The organism is Albidovulum sediminicola, assembly GCF_025751575.1.
Classification (GTDB): Bacteria; Pseudomonadota; Alphaproteobacteria; order Rhodobacterales; family Rhodobacteraceae; genus Albidovulum; species Albidovulum sediminicola.
Genome location: NZ_JAOWLA010000004.1, coordinates 1 through 18,958, shown reverse-complemented (window position 1 = coordinate 18,958; position 18,958 = coordinate 1). Strand labels below are relative to the sequence as shown.

At 66.8% G+C, this 18,958-nt stretch carries 20 protein-coding genes and 1 tRNA gene; 10 read left to right on the top strand and 11 right to left on the bottom strand.

What is annotated here, in order from left to right; all coding sequences use genetic code 11:
- Positions 1-5 precede the first annotated feature (5 nt).
- From OE647_RS05375 to purC, 5 genes are all read right to left on the bottom strand, one after another.
- Complete coding sequence (locus OE647_RS05375) at positions 6-1,781, bottom strand: sensor histidine kinase (RefSeq protein WP_263720660.1); 1,776 nt, start codon at positions 1,779-1,781, stop codon at positions 6-8.
- Between the two features lie 46 nt (positions 1,782-1,827).
- Entirely contained in the window at positions 1,828-2,496 is a 669-nt protein-coding gene (gene purQ / locus OE647_RS05370; RefSeq protein WP_263720659.1) for a phosphoribosylformylglycinamidine synthase subunit PurQ, read from the bottom strand.
- 115 nt (positions 2,497-2,611) lie between these two features.
- A complete protein-coding gene (locus OE647_RS05365) occupies positions 2,612-3,655 on the bottom strand; it encodes a zinc-dependent alcohol dehydrogenase family protein (RefSeq protein ID WP_263720658.1) in 1,044 nt (347 codons plus the stop codon).
- A complete protein-coding gene (gene purS / locus OE647_RS05360; RefSeq protein WP_263720657.1) occupies positions 3,655-3,894 on the bottom strand; it encodes a phosphoribosylformylglycinamidine synthase subunit PurS in 240 nt (79 codons plus the stop codon). Before purS ends, OE647_RS05365 begins: the two co-directional genes overlap by 1 nt.
- Positions 3,895-3,908: 14 nt before the next feature.
- Positions 3,909-4,670, bottom strand: coding sequence for a phosphoribosylaminoimidazolesuccinocarboxamide synthase (gene purC, locus OE647_RS05355; protein ID WP_263720656.1), 762 nt, complete (start codon positions 4,668-4,670; stop codon positions 3,909-3,911).
- 185 nt (positions 4,671-4,855) lie between these two features.
- On the opposite strand from purC, the gene OE647_RS05350 reads away from it, so the two are divergent.
- The 3 genes from OE647_RS05350 to bmt all read left to right on the top strand — a co-directional run bounded on the left by OE647_RS05350 (position 4,856) and on the right by bmt (position 8,302).
- Positions 4,856-5,170, top strand: a complete 315-nt coding sequence (locus OE647_RS05350) for a DUF1476 domain-containing protein (protein ID WP_263720654.1) — start codon at positions 4,856-4,858, stop codon at positions 5,168-5,170.
- Positions 5,171-5,307: 137 nt separating this feature from the next.
- A complete protein-coding gene (locus tag OE647_RS05345; RefSeq protein WP_263720653.1) occupies positions 5,308-7,317 on the top strand; it encodes a phosphatidylglycerol lysyltransferase domain-containing protein in 2,010 nt (669 codons plus the stop codon).
- Positions 7,289-8,302, top strand: a complete 1,014-nt coding sequence (gene bmt / locus OE647_RS05340; protein ID WP_263720652.1) for a betaine--homocysteine S-methyltransferase — start codon at positions 7,289-7,291, stop codon at positions 8,300-8,302. The genes OE647_RS05345 and bmt overlap by 29 nt, the downstream gene beginning before the upstream one ends.
- Positions 8,303-8,374: 72 nt before the next feature.
- On the opposite strand, the gene OE647_RS05335 is transcribed toward bmt, so the two are convergent.
- Complete coding sequence (locus OE647_RS05335; RefSeq protein ID WP_263720650.1) at positions 8,375-9,457, bottom strand: PA0069 family radical SAM protein; 1,083 nt, start codon at positions 9,455-9,457, stop codon at positions 8,375-8,377.
- Between the two features lie 162 nt (positions 9,458-9,619).
- On the opposite strand from OE647_RS05335, the gene OE647_RS05330 reads away from it, so the two are divergent.
- The 3 genes from OE647_RS05330 to OE647_RS05320 all read left to right on the top strand — a co-directional run bounded on the left by OE647_RS05330 (position 9,620) and on the right by OE647_RS05320 (position 11,211).
- On the top strand, positions 9,620-10,312 hold the full coding sequence (locus tag OE647_RS05330) for a corrinoid protein (RefSeq protein WP_263720649.1): 693 nt from the start codon (positions 9,620-9,622) through the stop codon (positions 10,310-10,312).
- A gap of 111 nt (positions 10,313-10,423) precedes the next feature.
- The gene (locus tag OE647_RS05325) at positions 10,424-10,588 is read left to right on the top strand and encodes a hypothetical protein (RefSeq protein ID WP_263720647.1); all 165 of its coding nucleotides are present in this window, start codon (positions 10,424-10,426) and stop codon (positions 10,586-10,588) included.
- Positions 10,585-11,211, top strand: coding sequence for a DUF1638 domain-containing protein (locus OE647_RS05320; protein ID WP_263720646.1), 627 nt, complete (start codon positions 10,585-10,587; stop codon positions 11,209-11,211). The genes OE647_RS05325 and OE647_RS05320 overlap by 4 nt, the downstream gene beginning before the upstream one ends.
- 1 nt (position 11,212) lies before the next feature.
- Here OE647_RS05320 and OE647_RS05315 read toward each other — a convergent pair whose 3' ends face one another.
- Positions 11,213-11,638 (bottom strand): SufE family protein, encoded by a 426-nt coding sequence (locus OE647_RS05315; RefSeq protein ID WP_263720645.1) that lies wholly within the window; start codon positions 11,636-11,638, stop codon positions 11,213-11,215.
- Positions 11,639-11,759: 121 nt separating this feature from the next.
- Here OE647_RS05315 and OE647_RS05310 point away from each other — a divergent pair, with 121 nt between their 5' ends.
- On the top strand, positions 11,760-12,236 hold the full coding sequence (locus OE647_RS05310) for a hypothetical protein (protein ID WP_263720644.1): 477 nt from the start codon (positions 11,760-11,762) through the stop codon (positions 12,234-12,236).
- Positions 12,237-12,289: 53 nt separating this feature from the next.
- On the opposite strand, the gene rnd is transcribed toward OE647_RS05310, so the two are convergent.
- The 3 genes from rnd to purM all read right to left on the bottom strand — a co-directional run bounded on the left by rnd (position 12,290) and on the right by purM (position 15,223).
- Positions 12,290-13,444 carry a ribonuclease D gene (gene rnd, locus OE647_RS05305; protein WP_263720642.1) on the bottom strand — a complete coding sequence of 385 codons (1,155 nt, stop codon included), beginning with the start codon at positions 13,442-13,444 and terminating at the stop codon, positions 12,290-12,292.
- 145 nt (positions 13,445-13,589) lie between these two features.
- Positions 13,590-14,180: a phosphoribosylglycinamide formyltransferase gene (gene purN, locus OE647_RS05300; protein WP_263720640.1), complete on the bottom strand. Its 591-nt coding sequence runs from the start codon at positions 14,178-14,180 to the stop codon at positions 13,590-13,592.
- Positions 14,177-15,223, bottom strand: coding sequence for a phosphoribosylformylglycinamidine cyclo-ligase (gene purM / locus OE647_RS05295; RefSeq protein WP_263720638.1), 1,047 nt, complete (start codon positions 15,221-15,223; stop codon positions 14,177-14,179). The genes purN and purM overlap by 4 nt, the downstream gene beginning before the upstream one ends.
- A 129-nt stretch (positions 15,224-15,352) precedes the next feature.
- Between purM and OE647_RS05290 the strand changes: the two genes are divergently transcribed.
- The 3 genes from OE647_RS05290 to OE647_RS05280 all read left to right on the top strand — a co-directional run bounded on the left by OE647_RS05290 (position 15,353) and on the right by OE647_RS05280 (position 17,875).
- Positions 15,353-15,428, top strand: a tRNA-Ile gene (locus OE647_RS05290).
- 389 nt (positions 15,429-15,817) lie between these two features.
- On the top strand, positions 15,818-16,078 hold the full coding sequence (locus OE647_RS05285; protein ID WP_263720636.1) for a helix-turn-helix domain-containing protein: 261 nt from the start codon (positions 15,818-15,820) through the stop codon (positions 16,076-16,078).
- Positions 16,079-16,153: 75 nt separating this feature from the next.
- The gene (locus OE647_RS05280; RefSeq protein WP_263720635.1) at positions 16,154-17,875 is read left to right on the top strand and encodes a SulP family inorganic anion transporter; all 1,722 of its coding nucleotides are present in this window, start codon (positions 16,154-16,156) and stop codon (positions 17,873-17,875) included.
- Positions 17,876-18,214: 339 nt separating this feature from the next.
- Here OE647_RS05280 and OE647_RS05275 read toward each other — a convergent pair whose 3' ends face one another.
- A complete protein-coding gene (locus OE647_RS05275; protein WP_263720634.1) occupies positions 18,215-18,829 on the bottom strand; it encodes a gamma-glutamylcyclotransferase in 615 nt (204 codons plus the stop codon).
- Positions 18,830-18,958 lie beyond the last annotated feature (129 nt).

Sequence of the window (18,958 nt, the reverse complement as noted above, 5' to 3'; positions counted from 1 at the left end):
TCACCTCATTCCGCCGCGCGGGTCTTGTCTTGCAATATGGGGAGTTGAACTTCGAATACAGCCCCCCCGCCCGGCGCATTGCGCGCCGTCAGCCGCCCCCCGAGGTCGTTGACGATGCCGGAGGAAATGGCAAGTCCGAGCCCGACCCCGTCGCCGGGCTTCTTGGTGGTGTAGAACGGTTCGAACAGATTGTCCAAATCCGTGATCCCATGCCCGTTGTCGCGCACCGACAGCGTCGCCGTCTCGCCTGCGGTCAACAAAAGCTCCACCTGCGGCTCCGCCACGTCCTTGGTCGCGTCCACGGCATTGCGCAGGAGGTTGATCAGCACCTGCTCCAGCCGGATGCGGTCGGCCATCACCATGACCGGCGCGCGCGGTAGCGCGTGGGAGATCCGCACCCTGCCGGAGCGCAGCGTCGGCTCCATCATCGAGAGCGCCGAGGACACGCTGGCGCGAACGTCGATGGGCTCGAACGCCTCGCCGCCCTTGCGCGCGTAGCTTTTCAGCTGGCGCGTGATCGCGCCCATCCGCTCGATCAGGTCGTCGATGCGCTGGAACGAGGACAGCGCCTCCTCCGCCCGTCGGCGTTGCAGCAGTAGCCGGGCACCTGCCAAGTAGGTCTTCATCGCCGCAAGCGGCTGGTTGAGTTCATGGCTGACGGCCGCCGACATCTCTCCCAGGGCGGCGAGCTTGGAGGACTGCGCCAGCGTCTGTTCGGCCACGGCAAGGTCCTTCTGCACCTTTTCGCGCTCGGCGATTTCGCGCTGGAGGCGGGCGTTGAGCTGGCGCAGCTCCGCCGATTCCCGCCGGACGACCGCGGTTTCATTCCGCGCGCGCCGCGACATGAACCAGAAGGCAGCCGCCAGAAGCAGAGCAAAGCCCATGATTTCAAGTGACAGGACGGCGTTCACCCGCTCCCGGATCGAATCGAAGGTCGTGAAGCTGACGATGCGCCAGCCGCGGAAGGGCACCCGCGCCTCGTTGCGCATCACCGCCTCACCCCGGACATAGGCATCGGGCGGGGAATTCGCCCAGTCAAAGGTCGCCCGGACCGCGCGCCCGATGGCGGTTTCGGCGGGGCGCAGCGCCAGTGCCTCGTCCAGCGGACGACCGCGCCAGCGCGGCTCCGTCGCAAGGATCACGTTGCCGGAACTGTCGGTAACCGCGACGGCATCGGCAAATCCCGCCCAGCCCCGCTCGAACTTCGCCAGTTCGGCCGAGACCAGGATCACGCCTACGACCTTGCCGTCGACCTGGATCGAGCGGGAGTAGGTGAAGTCATATCCGCTCGATTCACGGGCGGCGACGGTGAAAATCGTGTCGCGCGCGCGCAGCGCATCGACGAACTGCGGTGTCTGGCCGAGGTTGATCCCGATCTTGTTGCGGTCGGTCGCGGCGACCGTGCGACCGTCGATGTCCAGAAGCTGGATCGAGGCGGCCCCGATCTCGGCCTGGGCCGAGATCAGTTTCTGCGAGGTCATCGAGAACTCGCCCGCGATAAGCGCGCCCGACAAGGACGGATCGCGCGCCAGAAGCAGCGGCACAACGGACGTCCGCTGCAATTCGGTCAGGATGTTGCCGGTGTAAAGCGCAAGGCGCACCTCGGCCCGACCGCGCGTGGATTCGGTGAAGCTTTGCGTCAGGAACGCGTTGGTGTACCAGATCACCGCGGCCGCGATGGCGATCACCGAGATCGCGACAGCGCGAAGGGCCCAACGGCCGCGCGCGTCCTGCCTGCGCGCGGCGGCGCGCGGCGTCTTCTCGCGTTCGAGTGCACTCATGAGGCGAATCTAGCCGCTGGCCCGATCCGCCTCAAGCCGGGTGGCCTCAGGCAAGCGCCATCGCGCTCATCAGCGCGCGGAAGAGCGCCGATCCGTCGGTGCCGCCCAGGGCGTCTTCGACCGCGCGTTCCGGATGCGGCATCATTCCGAGCACCCGGCGGTTGTCCGAAAGCACACCCGCGATGTCGGCGGTCGCGCCGTTGGGGTTTTCGACATAGGTGAAGGCGATCCGGTCCTCGCCCTGCAGCCGGGCCAAGCCTTCGGCATCGATCGTGTAATTGCCGTCATGATGCGCGATCGGCACGCGCACCGTATCGCCCTTCGACCAGCCCGAGGTGAAGGCGCTGTCGGCTGTCTCCACCCGCAGATCAACGGGCTTGCAGACGAACTTGAGCCCCGCATTGCGCATCAGCGCGCCGGGCAGCAGCCCGGTTTCGGTCAGCACCTGGAAGCCGTTGCAGATCCCCAGCGCGTAGCCGCCCGCGTGGACGAAGTCCGCGACGCCGCGCATGATCGGCGATTGCGCCGCAATCGCGCCGCAGCGCAGGTAGTCGCCGAAGGAAAAGCCGCCGGGGATGCCGACAATGTCGATGCCCTTGGGCAGGTCCGCGTCCTTGTGCCAGACCCGCAGCACCTCCGCCCCGGCCTTTTCGAAGGCCATGGCGAGGTCCCTGTCGCAATTCGATCCTGGGAAGGTGATGACGGCGGCTTTCATGGGCGATCCTCGGGCTTCGGGGGTTGGGGGCCTGTTAGCTCAAACGCCGCGCGGGTTCCAGCGCCGGATTGGGGCGCTGCCCCAAACCCCGGGGTATTTGAGCAATGAAGAAGCATCAGCGGGCGAAATCCGTGATAACGGCGACGCCGGGGGGCGTCGGGCCGTCGAAGGCGGCCAGTTCGTCCGAGGCCGCCGAAAGGGGCACGCGGCGCGCGATCAGCGGCGTCAGGTCGACCTGTCCGGCCTCGATCAGGTTCAGCAGGCTCGGGTAGCGCCAGGCGGGCATGCCGCGGGTCCCGAAGAGCGCGAGCTGGCCGGAATAGACCGCGTCCATCGGCAAGGTCATGTTCGTGTGGGGGCCGGCCGGCATGCCGATCTGCACCATCCGGCCGAGCTTGCGGAGCGATTTCAGCGCGCCGACGGTCGTGGCCTCGATCCCCAGCGCCTCGATGGCAACATGGGCGCCGCCATTGGTCAGTTCCCGGATGGCCGCAGGGGCATCGGTGGTCGCGGCATTTACAACCGCGTCGGCGCCGTGCGCCTTTGCATGGTCGAGCTTTTCGGCGACGACATCGACCATCACCACGCGGGCGCCGATCGCACGCGCCAGAAGCATTGCCGAAAGCCCGATGCCGCCAGTGCCGAAGACGGCCAGCCATTCGCCAGGCTGAAGTGCCGCGCGCCCCGTGAGCCCGTGCCAGGCGGTCGTCACGCGACACCCAAGCGCGGCGGCAAGCGCCGGGTCCATCGCCTCCGGCAGCGGGCTGAGGTTGTGGTCGGCGCGCGCGACGGCAATGCGTTCGGCGAAGGCACCGGGATGGGTGAAGCCGGGGATGATTTGCGTCGGACAGGTCGTCTGGTTGCCCGCCGCGCAGGCCGGACAGGTTCCGCAGGCCAGGATGAAGGGCGCGATCACGCGGTCGCCGCGTTTCCAGCGGGTGACGCGGGCGCCGACCTCTTCCACCACGCCGCAGTATTCATGGCCCGGCACATGGGGCAGCGCCACATCGGTGTCGGCGCCGGTCCAGCTGTGCCAGTCGGACCGGCAGACGCCGCAGGCTAGGACGGACAGGACAACCCCGTCCTCCGCGCAGGTCGGTTCGGCAAGGTCCGCGATTTCGAGAGGCGCGCGGAACCCTGTCAGGACCGCGGCGCGCATCACGCGATCTCGACGGTGTATTTCTCGATAACCGTGTTCGCGAGGAGCTTTTCGCACATCGCCTTCACCTCGGCCTCGGCCGCGGCCTTGTCGGTCGCGGTGAGGTCAAGCTCAATCACCTTGCCCTGGCGCACGGCCTCGACGCCGGAAAAGCCCAGCGTGCCGAGCGCGTGGCGCACCGCCTCGCCCTGCGGGTCGAGAACGCCATCCTTGAGCATGACATGGACACGGGCTTTCATGGCAGGCGGGCCTTTCAGTTGATCAGGGTCGGTTTGGTCAGGTGGGTCGTTTGCGCGGGCAGTACGCCAAGGCGCCGGGCGACCTCGGAATAGGCATCCGTCAGGTTGCCCAGGTCGCGGCGGAACACGTCCTTGTCGAGCTTCTGGCCGGTCTTGATGTCCCACAGGCGGCAGCTGTCGGGGCTGATCTCATCCGCGACGATGAGGCGCATGAAGTCGCCATCCCAGATGCGGCCGATCTCGATCTTGAAGTCGATGAGCTTGATGCCCACGCCATAGAACACGCCCGAGAGGAAGTCGTTGACCCGCAGCGCGAGCGAGACGATATCGTCGAGGTCCTGCTGGTTGGCCCAACCGAAGGCGATGATGTATTCCTCGCTGACCATCGGGTCGCCGAGCGCGTCGTTCTTGTAGCTGTACTCGACGATGGGGCGCGGCAGCGGCGTGCCCTCCTCCATCCCGAGGCGCTTGGCGATCGAGCCCGCGGCAAAGTTGCGCACGATCACTTCCAGCGGCACGATCTCGACCTGGCGGATCAGCTGCTCGCGCATGTTAATGCGGCGGATGAAGTGGTTGGGCACGCCGATGTTGGTAAGCCCGGTCATGAAATACTCGGACAGGCGGTTGTTCAGCACGCCCTTGCCGTCGATCGTCGCCTTCTTCTGCGCGTTGAAGGCGGTCGCGTCGTCCTTGAAGTACTGGATGAAGGTTCCCGGTTCCGGGCCTTCGTACAGGATCTTCGCCTTGCCTTCGTAGATTTTCTTGCGACGTGCCATGGCAGCTCCGTTCGTCGGGGCGGAAACGCCCGAGGTTGCGGCCCCTATAGGGCATGGCGCCCCGCCCCGCAAGGCAAAGGCCACCAGTTTCACCGGGGCTTGCAGCGCGCGCGCACCGGGGCTTGCAGCGCGCGCGCGCGGCGGGCATATGAAAAGGGAGAGTAGCACACAAGGGGACAGCGCCCATGACCACCTTCGACGAACGCGAGAACGCCTTCGAGAACAAATTCGCCCATGACGAGGAACTGCGCTTCAAGGCCGAGGCGCGGCGCAACAAGCTTCTTGGGCTCTGGGCGGCCGGGCTCCTGGGCAAGGCGGGCGACGAGGCCGCGGCCTATGCCAAGGAAGTGGTCGTGTCCGACTTCGAGGAAGCGGGTGACGAGGATGTGTTCCGCAAGGTCGCGGGCGATCTGGGCGACCGCGCCGATGAGGTCACGATCCGCGCCAAGATGTTCGAACTGATGGAAGAGGCCAAGCGCCAGATCATGAACGAGGCCTGAGCGCATCGTTCAATGACTTGCAAGAGGGCCGCAGCCGACGCTGCGGCCCTTCGCATTTTAGCAATCTCTGCCCACCGCGTTAAGCCGCGCGCAACCGCCCACGGCCGATGGTCCCCCGACCACGGTGGAGGGATGGCATGGGGATCGGGAACGGAACACGGGGCGGCGCGCAGGATGCCGCAGGGCTTATCCGGGGCGCGCTTCCGCGACAGGCGGCGATCGCAGCACTGGGGTCCCTCGGGCTCTGGCTCCTGCTTTCGCGCATCGGCGATATCGACACCGCCGCCATCGTCGCGACGTTCCGGGGAACGCCGTGGCATGCATGGCTGGCAGCCGTCCTCTTGACCACCGTCAGCTTTCGCGCGGTCGGGCGCTACGATGCGCTGGTGCAGGCGGAGATGGGGCTGCCAACGACCGCGCGGGCGGCGCGGCGCGCCGGGGCGGCCGCCATCGCCGCCGCGCAGGTGCTGGGCTTCGGCCTTGTCAGCGGGGCGATTGTGCGCTGGCGGCTGCTGCCCCGGCTGGGGCTGGCCACCGCAACGCGCGTGACGCTCGCGGTCGCGGTGTCCTTCCTGTCGGCGGGGGCGGTGCTGCTTTTGGTCTCGCTGGCATTTCTACCGACAGCGCCGGGGGTTCCGGGCTGGGCCGCCCCCCTGGCCGGCGCCGGCCTTGCGGCGCTGACGGCGGGTCTTTGGGTCGGGCGGCGGCGGTTCTTGCCCCTTCTACCCTTCGCCGCGCGGCTTCTCGCGTTGACGGCGGTCGATACGCTGTCGGCCGCGCTCGCGCTCTGGCTGCTGCTTCCCCCTGGCATCGAGGTCTCCTTTTCCGCGTTCGTCGCCGTCTATCTGCTGGCGCTTGGCGCGGCGCTTTTGGCCGGGCTGCCCGGCGGCCTTGGCGCTTTCGAGACCGTCTTGCTGAACGCGTTCCCAGGCGCCGAGGCGGCTGAGATATTCGCGGCGATCCTGGCCTTTCGTGCGGTCTACTACGCGCTGCCCGCAGTCTGGGCCGGCGCGATCCTCTGGCGCGGGCCCCGCGGGGCCACGCGCGTCAGCAGCCTCGGGCCGCGCGCTGCCCGCCGGATTCTACGCCGCGCCCCATGGGCGGAGGCGGGCCTGGCCCACCAGCCCGGTCATGCGATCCTCCCCCTTCGCGGGGCGGCGTCGGGCTGGGTCACCGCCCGCGCGGGTTCGACGCTGGTTGCAATCGGAGACCCGCTGGGCAGGAGCGAAGGGGTCGAACCGTTGGGCGCTCTCGTCCGCCGCGCGCGGGAACGCGCCCTGCGCCCCTGCCTTTACAAGGTGGGCGCGCGCACGGCCGTCAGCGCCCGGCGCGCGGGTTGGGCCGTCCTGCCCGTCGCCGAGGAGCTGTGGCTGGACCCCCGTCGATGGACGCAAGCCGGCCACGGCCTTGCCCGGCTGCGGCGCAAGCTGCGCCGGGCCGAGGCGGCCGGGGTTGCATTCCGCCACTGCGCACCCGGCGATCCGCTGCCATTCGGCCAGATGGCGCGGGTAGCGTTGGACTGGGCGGCATGCCACGGTGGCGAACGCGGGTTCAGCATGGGCCGATTCGACGCCCGCTACCTGCGCCATCAACGGGTCATCCTTGCCACCCGTGGCGCCCGCCTCGTCGCCTTCGCGAGCTTCCATGTGGGCGCGCAGGAATGGACGCTCGATCTTATGCGGCACGAGGCTTCGGCGCCGGACGGCACCATGCAGGCGCTTGTCGCCGCCGGGATCGCAGCCGCGCGCGAGGCTGGGATCCCGCGCCTGTCTCTTGCAGCCGTTCCGGCACGCGGATCGGGCGCCTTGCCGCTGAGATGGCTTCAGGACCGGGTCGCGCGGCGCGCCGACGGGTTGCGCCAGTTCAAGGCCGCCTTCGCGCCCCGGTCTGAGCCACTCTACATCGCGGTTGCGCACCCCGGCGCGCTCCTGCCCGCAGTAGCAGATCTGGCCTGGGCGATCCGCTTCCCGCGACCGCTTCCGCCGGTTCGAGCGTCCGGGCGCATGCATGGGATTCAAGACCTTCGTGATCACGATGAATTTGCAACCCGCGCGCCGTCGTGGCACATCGGAGGCAAGCCCGCCGTGATCGCGGCGGCCGCAAGAGAAAGGCACCCTGATGAGCGATCTCCTCTCCCGCCTGCTTGAAACGCGCGACTGGCTCATGGCCGATGGCGCGACCGGCACGAACCTGTTCAACATGGGGCTCGCCTCCGGCGAGGCGCCGGAACTGTGGAACCTCGAACAGCCGGACAACATCCGCAAGCTCTACCGCAGCGCGGTGGACGCCGGGTCCGACATCTTCCTCACCAACACCTTCGGCGGCAACGCGAGCCGCCTGAAGCTGCACGGCGCTTCGGGGCGTGTGCGGGAGATCAACAAGGCGGGCGTCGATCTGGGGCGCGAGGTCGCGGACGCGGCCGGCCGACCGGTGGTCGTCGCGGCTTCCATCGGGCCGACGGGTGAGATCATGGCGCCCATGGGATCGCTGACCCACGAGCTCGCCGTTGAGATCTTCCACGAACAGGCCGACGCGCTGAAGGAAGCCGGAGCGGACGTTCTTTGGGTCGAGACGATCTCCGCGCCTGAGGAATTCAAGGCCGCCGCGGAGGCCTTCGCGAAGGTCGGCATGCCCTGGTGCGGCACCATGAGCTTTGACACCGCGGGGCGCACGATGATGGGCGTCACCTCGGCGCAGATGGTGGCGATGGTGGACAAGCTGCCGCATCCGCCGCTCGCCTTCGGCGCGAACTGTGGTGTCGGCGCCGCAGACCTGATGCGCACAGTGCTGGGCTTCGTCGCGGCGGGTCCCGAACGCCCGATCATCGCCAAGGGCAATGCCGGCATCCCGAAGTACCACGACGGTCACATCCATTACGACGGCACGCCGGAATTGATGGCAGAATACGCTGTGCTGGCGCGCGATGCGGGCGCGACGATCATCGGGGGCTGCTGTGGCACCATGTCCGAGCACCTGGCCGCGATGCGCAAGGCGCTGGAAACCCGTCCCCGCGGGCCGCGGCCCACGCTTGACGAAATCGCGGACAAGCTGGGCGGGTTCTCCTCGGCTTCGGACGGGACGGGAGATGATGCAGGGGCCGCGCGTGAACGGCGCGGACGCCGCAGGGGTTGACCGCGCGCGGCTGAGACGGGCGGAGCGGGGGCCAGCCCCCGCACCCCCGGGATATTTGGGAAAAGCAGAAGATCAGAACAGCGAAAGCTGGTCACCGGACCGGGGTGGGGGCGCGAAGAGATCTGTCCTGAGCCCAGGCAAGGGCCTATCAAGGCCGAGCCTGCGCGCCGCGAGATCGAATCGCTGGGCGAGCAGCCGGGCCGCAACCCCCTCGCCCCGCATGCGCTTGCCCCAGTCAGCATCGTAATCCGCCCCACCCCGCATTTCACGAAGACGGTTCATGACATGGGCGGCCCGGCCCGGTTCGTTGCGCGCGAGCCAATCGCGAAAGAGCGGCGCGACCTCGAGCGGAAGGCGCAGGAGGATCCAGGACGCAGCCGTTGCCCCGTGCTCGCGGGCCTGGGTCATGATCCGTTCCATCTCCGGATCTGTAAGGACCGGGATGACCGGGGCGACCATGGCCCGGACCGGTATGCCCGCGCCGGCAAGCCGGGCGATGGTGGTGAGCCGACGGGCCGGCGCCGGGGCTCGCGGTTCGAGCGCGCGCGACAGACGCGGGTCGAGCGTGGTGACCGAGACGCCCACCTGCACCAGGCCGCGTTCGGCCATGGGCGCCAGGATGTCGATGTCGCGTTCGATCAGCGCGCCCTTGGTGACGATCGCAACGGGATGATTCCACTCGGACAGCACGCTGAGGATCGCACGCATGATCCGGTAGCGCGATTCGATCGGCTGGTAGGGATCGGTATTGGTGCCGATCGCGAGCGTCGCGGGGCGGTAGGACTTGCGGGCGAGCTCCCGCTCCAGCACGCGGGCCGCATCGGGGCGGGCCACCAGCCGGGTTTCGAAATCCAGCCCCGCGGAAAGGCCGAGCCAGGCGTGGCTGGGCCGCGCGAAGCAGTAGCTGCATCCGTGCTCGCAGCCTCTGTAGGGGTTCAGCGAGCGGTCGAAGGGCAGATCGGGCGAGGCGACAGGGTTGATCACCGATCTTGGCCGTTCCTCCGAGACCTCGGTCCTCAGCAGCCGCTCGTCCTCCGGGATATCCCAGCCGTCGTTTTCGGCGACCCTTTCGTGAGCCTCGTAGCGGCCGGCGGCATTCGTGGCCGCGCCGCGCGCCTTGAGGCGCAGGAAGGGATCGGGGGGCGGGATGGGCATCGCCAAATGAGAACATAAAGCGAACATTCTCACAAGGCCTTTGACACGCAAGGGGGAACGAAGTTTGCTCAGGTCGGTCAACGTCCTGCCGATGTCGCAAATCGCCAAGTTGCGACGAGGGTTTGATCGCATTAACTGGCCAAAGGCGCCGAGGAGACAAACATGGCCGACGACGAAATCATTCTTTCGGAGCTCGATGACGAAGAGCTCGTGCTTCAGATGCATGACGACCTTTACGACGGTCTCAAGGAAGAGATCGAAGAAGGCGTTCGCATCCTTCTCGACCGTGGCTGGACGCCCTACGACGTGCTGACCAAGGCACTTGTGGCGGGCATGACCATCGTGGGCGCCGACTTCCGCGACGGCATCCTCTTCGTTCCGGAAGTGCTGCTGGCCGCGAACGCGATGAAGGCGGGCATGGCGATCCTGAAGCCGCTGCTGGCCGAAACCGGCGCGCCCAAGGTCGGCAAGATGGTTATCGGCACCGTCAAGGGCGACATCCACGACATCGGCAAGAACCTTGTCGGCATGATGATGGAAGGCGCGGGCTTCGAGGTCGTCGACATCGGTATCAACAACCCGGTCGAAAAATACCTGGAAGCGCTTGAGCGCGAGCAGGCCGACATCCTCGGCATGTCCGCCCTGCTGACCACCACCATGCCCTACATGAAGGTCGTGATCGACACGCTCAAGGAAAAGGGCATGCGCGACGACTACATCGTTCTGGTTGGCGGCGCGCCCCTCAACGAGGAATTCGGCAAGGCCATCGGCGCCGACGCCTACTGCCGCGACGCCGCGGTTGCGGTGCAGACCGCGAAGGACTTCATCGCGCGCAAGCACAACGCGATGGCCTGATAGAGGTCCGAGGCAAGTCTTCGGGGTCCCGCGGCGCAGGCTGCGGGGCCTTTTTTCTTGGGGCCTTCCGCCCCCCAGCCCGCCCCCCTACATTGGGGGAAGGAGGTTGCGATGCACCTGCGTTACATGATGCTGATCCTCGGCGTTCTTCTGGCGGCGGCACTGACGGTCGCGGTTGCGGCGACGGTGTCGGGCCAGATGGGGGCTGCCCTGCCCGCCTGGGCGCTTTGCGTACCGCTGGCCCTGGCGCTGATCCTGCGCAGGGTGGCGCGATGATCCCCGCCGACCGCGAACTGACCGAGGCGGGTCTGGCCCCAGAGGGCCGCGGGCGCATCCTGCTGATCGCCTGCGGGGCCTTGGCGCGGGAGATCCTGGACCTCAAGGCCGCGAACAGCTGGACGCATCTGGATCTGACCTGCCTGCCCGCGAAGCTGCACCTCTACCCCGAAAAGATCACCGAGGCCGTGACCGAGGCGGTCACCCGGCATCGCGACGACTATGACGGGATCTTCGTCGTCTACGCGGACTGCGGCACCGGCGGTTTGCTTGAGGCCCGCTGCCGCGACCTGGGGGTTGAGATGGTGGCGGGTCCGCATTGCTATTCCTTCTTCGAAGGCAATGCGACCTTCGCAGCGCGGGACGAATTTACCGCCTTCTACCTCACCGATTTCCTTGTCCGGCAGTTCGACGCCTTCGTCTGGAAGCCCATGGGCCTCGACCGGCACCCGGAGCTTCGGGACATGTATTTCGGCAATTACGAGAAGCTCGTCTACCAGGCGCAGACCGACGACCCGGCCCTTGACGCAAAGGCGCGTGACTGCGCGGCCCGGCTCGGGCTTGCTTACGAACGGCGCCTGACCGGATACGGCGACCTGGCCACGGCGCTTTCGGCGCTGTGACCTAGGCGGCGACCTCTGCCGCGTGTTTCCGGATGCGCTCGACCATGGCCCTGACCCCGTTCGAGCGCTGGGAGGACAGGTGTTCGTTCAACCCCAGACGGGCAAGCTCCGCGCCGGCGTCGACCTTTAGGACCTCCGTCACGCTCAGGCCCGAGAAAAGCGCGTGCAGGATCGCGATCAGGCCGCGCACGATCATCGCGTCGCTGTCACCCTGAAAATCGAAGCGGGCGGCGGCGCCCTGCCCTTCGATCCGCGGCAGCAGCCAGACCTGACTTGCGCAGCCCTCGACCTTGGTCGCGGGAACGCGGAAGGCCTCTTCCAGCGCCGGCATCGCCTTGCCCAGTTCGATGACATGGCGATAGCGGTCTTCCCAGTCGTCCAGGAAGTCGAAGGTTTCGGCGATCTCCTCGAAGGCGGCGCTGGCCATGGTCCACTCCATCCGTGTCGCCCATGACGTAGTCACTTGCGCCGCGAAGGTCCAGCCGCCCGGCCCCTTTTCACGCCCCCCAAGATCGGCTACCCAAGGACAAAGAACGAGGGAGCCCCAGATGCGTAAGCCCGCCACCGTGCTCATGGCCATTGCCATCGCCCTGTCGCTTGCCGGCTGCGCGAAGGTGCGCGAAAGCAAGCTCAATCCGTTCAACTGGTTCGGCCGCTCCAAGGAGGCCCCCGCGCAGGTGCAGGAAACCGCGAGCGGCGTGCCGAACGATCCGCGCCTGCTGGTCGCGCAGGTCACCGAGCTTGTCGTCGAACGGATGCCCGAAGGCGCCATCGTCCGCGCCACCGGCCTTCCCCCGACTCAGGGCTGGTGGAAGGCCGAACTGGTCGCCGAGAACGGCGGCGATCCGGTCGAGGGCGTCATGACCTACCGCTTCGTCATCGCGCCCCCGGTGGGGGCCAAGCCCGCCTCGACACCGCAATCGCGCGAAGTGACCGCCGCGGCCTTCCTGTCGAACATCAAGCTGGAATCGATCCGCAGCATCGTCGTGACCGGCGAGGCCAACAGCCGCAGCTCAAAGCGCTGACGTCGTCCGGGCGGGCGCGGCCTGTTCATGGGCGCCGCCCGCGCCGACGATCATCAGACCTGAAGGACCCGCACGGCGCCGCCGCGCGCGGTCAGGGCGATCTCGCCCCGGCAAAGCCGCAGGGCGTCCTCACCGAAGACCTCGTAGCGCCAGCCCTTCATCGCGGCCACGTCGCGCTGACCGGCGGCGATCACATCCAGATCCGATGAGCTGGCGATCAGCTTCTGCGCAACGCCGGCTTCCTCGGACTTCGATTTCAGCAGGACGCGCAGCAGGTCGGCCAAAGCGGAATCGACCTGAAGCTGTTCGCGCCCGTTCTCGACCTTGGGGTAGTTCTCCGGCTTGACGGCCATTCCCGCCTGGATCGCGCCCAGGATACCCTCGGCGATATCGGCCTTGCGCCCCTCTCGCAGCAGAAGGCGTGAACGCCCCAGTTCCTCGACATTCGTGGGCCGGGTGGAGGCAAGCTCCAACAGCGCGTCATCCTTGAAAACGCGCGCGCGGGGCACGTTGCGGGTCTGCGCGTAATCCTCGCGGAAGCGCGCCAGTTCCCGCACCACGGCGAGGAAGCGGCCGGACTGGGTCCGGGTCTTGACCCGCATCCAGGCGTCTTCGGGCCGCGTCGTGTAGGTTTCCGGGTCGGTCAGGATCGCAAGCTCCTCCGCCACCCATTTGTGCCGCGCCGTGCGCGAAAGCTCCTTGTTCAGGAACTCGTAGATCACCCTCAGGTGGGTCACGTCGGCCAGAGCGTAGGTTTTTTGCGCCTCGCTCAGCGGGCGGTGCGACCAGTCGGTAAAGCGCGAGGTCTTGTCGAGGCTTTCGCGCGCGATCTTGCGCACCAGCGTCTCGTACCCGACCTGTTCGCCGAAGCCGCAGACCATCGCCGCGACCTGGGTGTCGAACAGCGGCTCGGGGAAGACATTGCCTTCGACGAAGAAGATCTCCAGATCCTGCCGCGCGGCGTGAAAGACCTTGACCGTGTTCTTGTGCCGGAAAAGGTCGTAGAGCGGGTCGAGCTGGAGCCCCTTGGCCAGCGGATCGACCAGAACCGCCTCGCCGGACTTGCCGGGCAGCGCAAGCTGGATCAGACACAGCTTGGAGTAATAGGTCCGCTCCCTCAGGAATTCGGTATCGACGGTAACGTAGGGCTGTTCCTTGGCGGCCTCGCAGAATACGGCAAGGTCCTCGGTCGTGGTGATTGTTCGCATTCTCGTCCCGTCTGGTGCGGGGTCATCCCGCAGGTTCGTTCTTGATAGAAAGTTGCGGACCGCTTGAAAAGATGCTCCGTCGCGCAAAGGAAAAGTGTGGCCCAACGGGCGCATTCGCGGTTAGGCGCACCCCCCGGATCCCGGCTCAGGGCAGGAAGAGGGGCTCGCGCGCGCCTTGCGCGAAACGGCGCAGCACGGCGGGATAGAGCTTGTGTTCTGCCGCCAGCACGCGTGCGGCCAAACTGTCTGCCGTATCGCCCGGCAGAACCGGGACCCGCGCCTGCCCCAGCATCGGCCCCGCGTCCAGTTCGGACGTGACCTCGTGCACGGTGCAGCCTGCCTCCGCATCGCCCGCATCGAGCGCGCGCTGGTGGGTGCGCAGGCCGGGATACTTCGGAAGGAGCGACGGGTGGATGTTCAGCATCCGCCCCGCGAAGCGCTGGACGAAATCCGGCGTCAGGACGCGCATGAACCCGGCGAGGCAGAGGATGTCGGGCTTCGCCGCCAGAACGGGCTCCAGCAGTGCCGCTTCGAAGCCCGCCCGGTCGCGGCCGAAGGGGCGGTGATCGACCGCTGCGGTCTCCACCCCCATCTCGCGCGCCTTCACAAGGCCGCCCGCCTCCGGGTCGTTGGAGGCCACGAGCACAGCGCGCGCCGGGTGGTCGCCCGTCATGCTGCGGACAAGCGCCACCATGTTGGAGCCACCCCCGGAAATCAGGATGGCGACACGCTTCACAGAAGCGACCCGCTGTAGCTGACGCCCTGCCCCGGCTGGACACGGCCAATGACGGTCACGGTTTCGCCCGCGCCCTCCAGCACCGCCTGCAGCGCCGCGGCCCGGTCCGCTTCGACGACGACGATCAGGCCGATGCCGCAGTTGAAGGTCTTCAAGAGTTCCGCCTCGGCCATGCCCGCCGTTTCGGCCAGCCAGCGGAAGACCGGCGGCAAGGTCCAGGCGTCAAGGTCGATCGTGGCGCCCAACCCCTCGGGCAGGACGCGCGGCAGGTTCTCGGTCAGGCCGCCGCCGGTGATATGGGCCAGCGCGTGCACCCCGCCCGCGCGGATCGCGGCCAGCGCCTGCTTGACGTAAAGCCGGGTCGGCGCCAGAAGAGCCGCCCCCAGCGTGCCTTCCCCGAAGGGAGAGGCCGCGTCCCACGACAGGCCCGAAAGCTCCACAACCTTGCGCACGAAGCTGTAGCCGTTCGAATGCACCCCGTTCGAGGCGAGGCCCAGAAGGACATCCCCCGCCTTCACGCCCGCCGGCAGGTCGCTTCCGCGCTCCATCGCCCCGACCGCAAAGCCCGCCAGGTCGAAATCGCCGCCGTGATACATGCCCGGCATTTCCGCCGTCTCGCCGCCGACCAGCGCGCAGCCCGAGGCCGCGCAACCTTCGGCGATGCCCTCAATGATCCGCGTAGCCTGCGCCACGTCGAGTTTGCCGGTCGCGAAGTAGTCGAGGAAGAAAAGCGGCTCCGCGCCCTGGCAGACCAGATCGTTCACGCACATGGCCACAAGGTCGATGCCGATGGTATCGACATTGCCGGTGTCGATCGCGATGCGCAGCTTGGTGCCCACGCCGTCGGTGGCGGCGACCAGGATCGGGTCGGAGTAACCCGCGGCCTTCAGGTCGAAAAGCGCGCCGAACCCGCCCAGACCCGCGACCGTGCCCGACCGTCCGGTGCGCTTCGCGGCCGGCTTGATCCGCTCGACAAGCTCGTTGCCCGCATCGATATCGACACCCGCATCGGCATAGGTGAGACCGCTCTTTCCGGCTGCCATCGCGCCCTCCATTGATTGTCGCGCTCCCGATAGACGAATGCCGCCCGACTGTCCACGGTCACGCGCGGGCTTTCCCGTCACGCCTCGCCCTTGACCGCCGACCGCGCCCCCCCTAATCAGGGCTTGGCCGGGCCTGTAGCTCAATGGTCAGAGCAGGGCGCTCATAACGCCTTGGTTGGGGGTTCGAGTCCCTCCGGGCCTACCACATAACCCAAATAGCTGCTCTTGATCAGCTATTTGGCATTTGGGCCGCCAGAGATCACCCCCCCGGCTGAGCGGTCGATGTCTTCTGGCTAGGGTTGCAGTCCAACTTGGAGACAAACCGCTCGCGTTCCGACCCACTCCATCTGGCGAAACCAATCGCGAAGACCGGGATGAAGCCTGAGCTCTTCATCTTCTGCGAGTAGCTCGCAGTTTGCCCGTGCTTCTATTGACCCAGCCTTCCGCCGCGCGGAGGAGCGGTCGCCGTGCGTTTGGGAGACATACATCCGATCCGCAGGCGCGAAGGTCTGGCTATCCCGACTATCAGTATTGATATTTGACATATCATAAAGAATATCATTAACCTTCATAGTAAATCTCAGGATATCTCGCATGATCTCTGGGCCACAGATGCGTGCTGCGCGTGCCCTTCTCGGTATCGACCAGAAGGCCCTGGCTGAACTGGCCGGATTATCCGTGCCGACGATTCAGCGCATGGAGGCCAGCGAAGGCAACGTTCGAGGGGTCGTGGACAGCCTGACCAAGGTCGTCGCGGCGCTGGAACTCGCCGGGGTCGAACTCATCGGAGAAGGCTCCGTCAGCACGGCCGGCGGGCGCGGCGTGCGCCTGAAGGCTCCTCCACCGAAACACTGATCCCCCAACCCGCGACGGCGACCGCCGACGACATGCCGACGATCCCGCCGCAGCCCCTCGAAGGTGCGGCCCCCGATGAAAGCCAAGAAGAACAGACGCAGCAATGCACCCAGCTTTGCGGAGTTGTTTACCCCGAAACTGCTCACCGTCCTGCGCGAAGGCTATGGGGTGGCGCAACTGCGCGCAGACGCGATCGCGGGGCTAACCGTCGCAATCGTGGCGTTGCCTCTGTCGATGGCCATCGCCATCGCCTCGGGCGCGACCCCGGCACAGGGCCTTTATACCGCGATCGTCGGCGGCTTCCTCGTATCCCTGCTCGGGGGCTCCCGCTTTCAGATCGGCGGCCCCGCCGGGGCCTTCATCGTGCTGGTCGCGGCCACGGTTCAGCAGCACGGCATGGAAGGCCTGATCCTCGCCACTTTCCTGTCGGGTCTGATGCTGGCGGCCGTCGGGTTCCTGCGGCTTGGGACATTCATCAAGTTCATCCCCTTTCCGGTCACGGTCGGCTTCACCGCCGGAATCGCGGTGATCATCTTCGCAAGCCAGATCAAGGAATTGTTCGGGATGACGCTCGCCCACGAACCGGGTGAGTTGCTGGAGAAGATCGCGACGCTCTGGGCCGCGCGGGGAACCGTGAGCATTGCCGCGATGGCCATCTCGGCCGGCACGATCGCCACCATCGTCGGACTGCGTCGCTGGAAACCGCGTTGGCCGGGCATGCTGATCGCAGTCGGGCTGGCCGCAGCCGCCACTGCCCTGCTTGCGCTCCCCGTTCAAACCATCGGCACGAAGTTTGGCGGCATTCCCGCGTCCTTGCCGACCCCTCAGCTGCCCGAGCTCTCTCTTGACCGGATGGTGGCCGTCCTGCCCGCCGCGATCTCCTTCACCCTGTTGGGAGCCATCGAGTCATTGCTCTCGGCCGTCGTGGCGGACGGTATGACGGGGCGTCGGCATCGCTCCAACAGCGAACTAGTCGCACAGGGCGCGGCCAATATCGGTTCGTCGCTCTTTGGTGGGTTTTGTGTCACCGGCACTATTGCACGCACGGCAACCAACGTGCGTTCGGGCGCGCATGGTCCGGTCGCGGGCATGTTGCATGCCGTGTTCCTCCTTCTGTTCATCCTCGTTGCGGCGCCGCTGGCCGCCTACATTCCGTTGGCGGCACTGGCGGGCGTCTTGGCGGTCGTGGCCTGGAACATGATGGAGAAGCCTGCGATCGCGATCCTGGTGCGCTCGGGCTGGGGCGAGACGACGGTGCTTGCCGCGACCTTTGGCCTGACCATTTTCCGCGATCTGACCGAAGCCATCGTGGTCGGCTTCGCCCTAGGCTCGGTGCTCTTCATCCAGAGAATGAGCCGCGCGACGGCCGTCACGACCCATACCCCCTTCGTCGGTCGCGACGAAGCGGACATGTCCCAACCGCGCAGCGCCTATGACGAGGAGATCGCCGCGAACCCGGAGGTCGTGATCTACCGCATCACCGGCGCCCTGTTCTTTGGCGCGACGGCTTCCATAGGATCGGTGCTTGATCGCATCCAGGATAGCCACAAGGCACTGATCATCGACTTTTCGGCGGTGCCTTTCCTCGACTCGACAGGTGCCAACATGATCGAGGGCCTGGCACATAAGGCGCATGGGCGCGGCGTCGCGCTCTGGCTGACTGGCGCCAACCGCGACATCCGGCGGGCCTTCGTCATGCATGGGCTGAAACGGCCGTTGGTGCGGTATGCCCCAACGGTGGAGGATGCGCTGGCAAGGATGCTCGATGCGAGCGCAAGGGTCCGGGAGGCGGCCTGATGCCCGATACCTCCTCCACGTCAGGCCGCGGTTACACGCGCAGGAACAGAGGAGCGGACGAGCGCCGCCGCATTGTTCTGGAGGCGCTCAGGCGGCCGCGCACGCAGGCGGAACTGCGGGACGCGCTCGGCATGAGCAACAGCGGGATCCTGCATCTCCTGCGGCGGCTCGAAAGCAGAGGGTTGGTCCGACCCGCTGAACGCGTGGCAGGAACGCGGATCTGGGAACGCGCGGGGCAGCGAGGTAACCCTCATGATCGAGTATAAGCCAGTGTCCTCCTCGGGGCATTCGCGCCTTCAGCCGCTTGTGTAGCTTGGCATGAGTGCGAGCAAAAAAGGCTCACGGGCACTGGGTCGCGGCTTTCATCGATATCGCCGCGGCGACCAACTCCTGAAGTCGCCAAAGATGAGGGTCGCAAATACCATGGGCCTGAAGCGCAGAGACTGTCTTGAACAAGTACTCGGCCCCGGAACCAGCCGGCCCGCAGGCGCGCGACAAGATTTCTGCAACCTCCTGCTCGCTTCTTTCGGGCGTTGCAGCGGCCTCGTCGGGCTCCGCGTAAAAGCAAAGCGCGCGGATCGGGCCGCGATTTGAGGCGAGCGTGATCTGTCTTAGCGAGGAAAGCCCCACCGGCCCACCGACCTCCCGCTTCAAAAGATCGATCATCAGGCGGTGACGATCTTCGCCCTGAAACCTTTGCGCGATACCGGCGCAGATTCCACCCCTGCGCAGGCCCATCATCAAGCCAGGCTCTTCCGGGGTTCCGCGCCAGCGTCGCATCTCGATGCAAAAGGATCGATGCCAGCCCTCGGCCGTGCAAAGGCGCTGCTCGACCGGTGCGGCAACCGGCTTCCAGAGCAGCGATCCATAGGCGAAGACCCAGATAGGCCCCCCGCCCAAGCTGGCGAGAACCTCCCGAGCGGCCCTTTCGTAATCATCTTCGCCGAAGGTCACCTTGGACTTGCCCGGAAAATGTGGAGAGCACCAACTGAGGAACCAGGAGGTGTTCTATGGGAAACGGAAACAGGCCGACGCCGGAGTTTCGTCGTGAAGCGGTTCGGTTGGCACTGACCAGCGGCCGGA

Excerpts from the sequence above, each read along its gene's own strand:
- OE647_RS05375 (WP_263720660.1), bottom strand. The coding sequence starts at position 1,781 with ATGAGTGCACTCGAACGCGAGAAGACGCCGCGCGCCGCCGCGCGCAGG.
- purQ (WP_263720659.1), bottom strand. The coding sequence starts at position 2,496 with ATGAAAGCCGCCGTCATCACCTTCCCAGGATCGAATTGCGACAGGGAC.
- OE647_RS05365 (WP_263720658.1), bottom strand. The coding sequence starts at position 3,655 with ATGCGCGCCGCGGTCCTGACAGGGTTCCGCGCGCCTCTCGAAATCGCG.
- purS (WP_263720657.1), bottom strand. The coding sequence starts at position 3,894 with ATGAAAGCCCGTGTCCATGTCATGCTCAAGGATGGCGTTCTCGACCCG.
- purC (WP_263720656.1), bottom strand. The coding sequence starts at position 4,670 with ATGGCACGTCGCAAGAAAATCTACGAAGGCAAGGCGAAGATCCTGTAC.
- OE647_RS05350 (WP_263720654.1), top strand. The coding sequence starts at position 4,856 with ATGACCACCTTCGACGAACGCGAGAACGCCTTCGAGAACAAATTCGCC.
- OE647_RS05345 (WP_263720653.1), top strand. The coding sequence starts at position 5,308 with ATGGGGATCGGGAACGGAACACGGGGCGGCGCGCAGGATGCCGCAGGG.
- bmt (WP_263720652.1), top strand. The coding sequence starts at position 7,289 with ATGAGCGATCTCCTCTCCCGCCTGCTTGAAACGCGCGACTGGCTCATG.
- OE647_RS05335 (WP_263720650.1), bottom strand. The coding sequence starts at position 9,457 with ATGCCCATCCCGCCCCCCGATCCCTTCCTGCGCCTCAAGGCGCGCGGC.
- OE647_RS05330 (WP_263720649.1), top strand. The coding sequence starts at position 9,620 with ATGGCCGACGACGAAATCATTCTTTCGGAGCTCGATGACGAAGAGCTC.
- OE647_RS05325 (WP_263720647.1), top strand. The coding sequence starts at position 10,424 with ATGCACCTGCGTTACATGATGCTGATCCTCGGCGTTCTTCTGGCGGCG.
- OE647_RS05320 (WP_263720646.1), top strand. The coding sequence starts at position 10,585 with ATGATCCCCGCCGACCGCGAACTGACCGAGGCGGGTCTGGCCCCAGAG.
- OE647_RS05315 (WP_263720645.1), bottom strand. The coding sequence starts at position 11,638 with ATGGCCAGCGCCGCCTTCGAGGAGATCGCCGAAACCTTCGACTTCCTG.
- OE647_RS05310 (WP_263720644.1), top strand. The coding sequence starts at position 11,760 with ATGCGTAAGCCCGCCACCGTGCTCATGGCCATTGCCATCGCCCTGTCG.
- rnd (WP_263720642.1), bottom strand. The coding sequence starts at position 13,444 with ATGCGAACAATCACCACGACCGAGGACCTTGCCGTATTCTGCGAGGCC.
- purM (WP_263720638.1), bottom strand. The coding sequence starts at position 15,223 with ATGGCAGCCGGAAAGAGCGGTCTCACCTATGCCGATGCGGGTGTCGAT.
- OE647_RS05285 (WP_263720636.1), top strand. The coding sequence starts at position 15,818 with ATGATCTCTGGGCCACAGATGCGTGCTGCGCGTGCCCTTCTCGGTATC.
- OE647_RS05280 (WP_263720635.1), top strand. The coding sequence starts at position 16,154 with ATGAAAGCCAAGAAGAACAGACGCAGCAATGCACCCAGCTTTGCGGAG.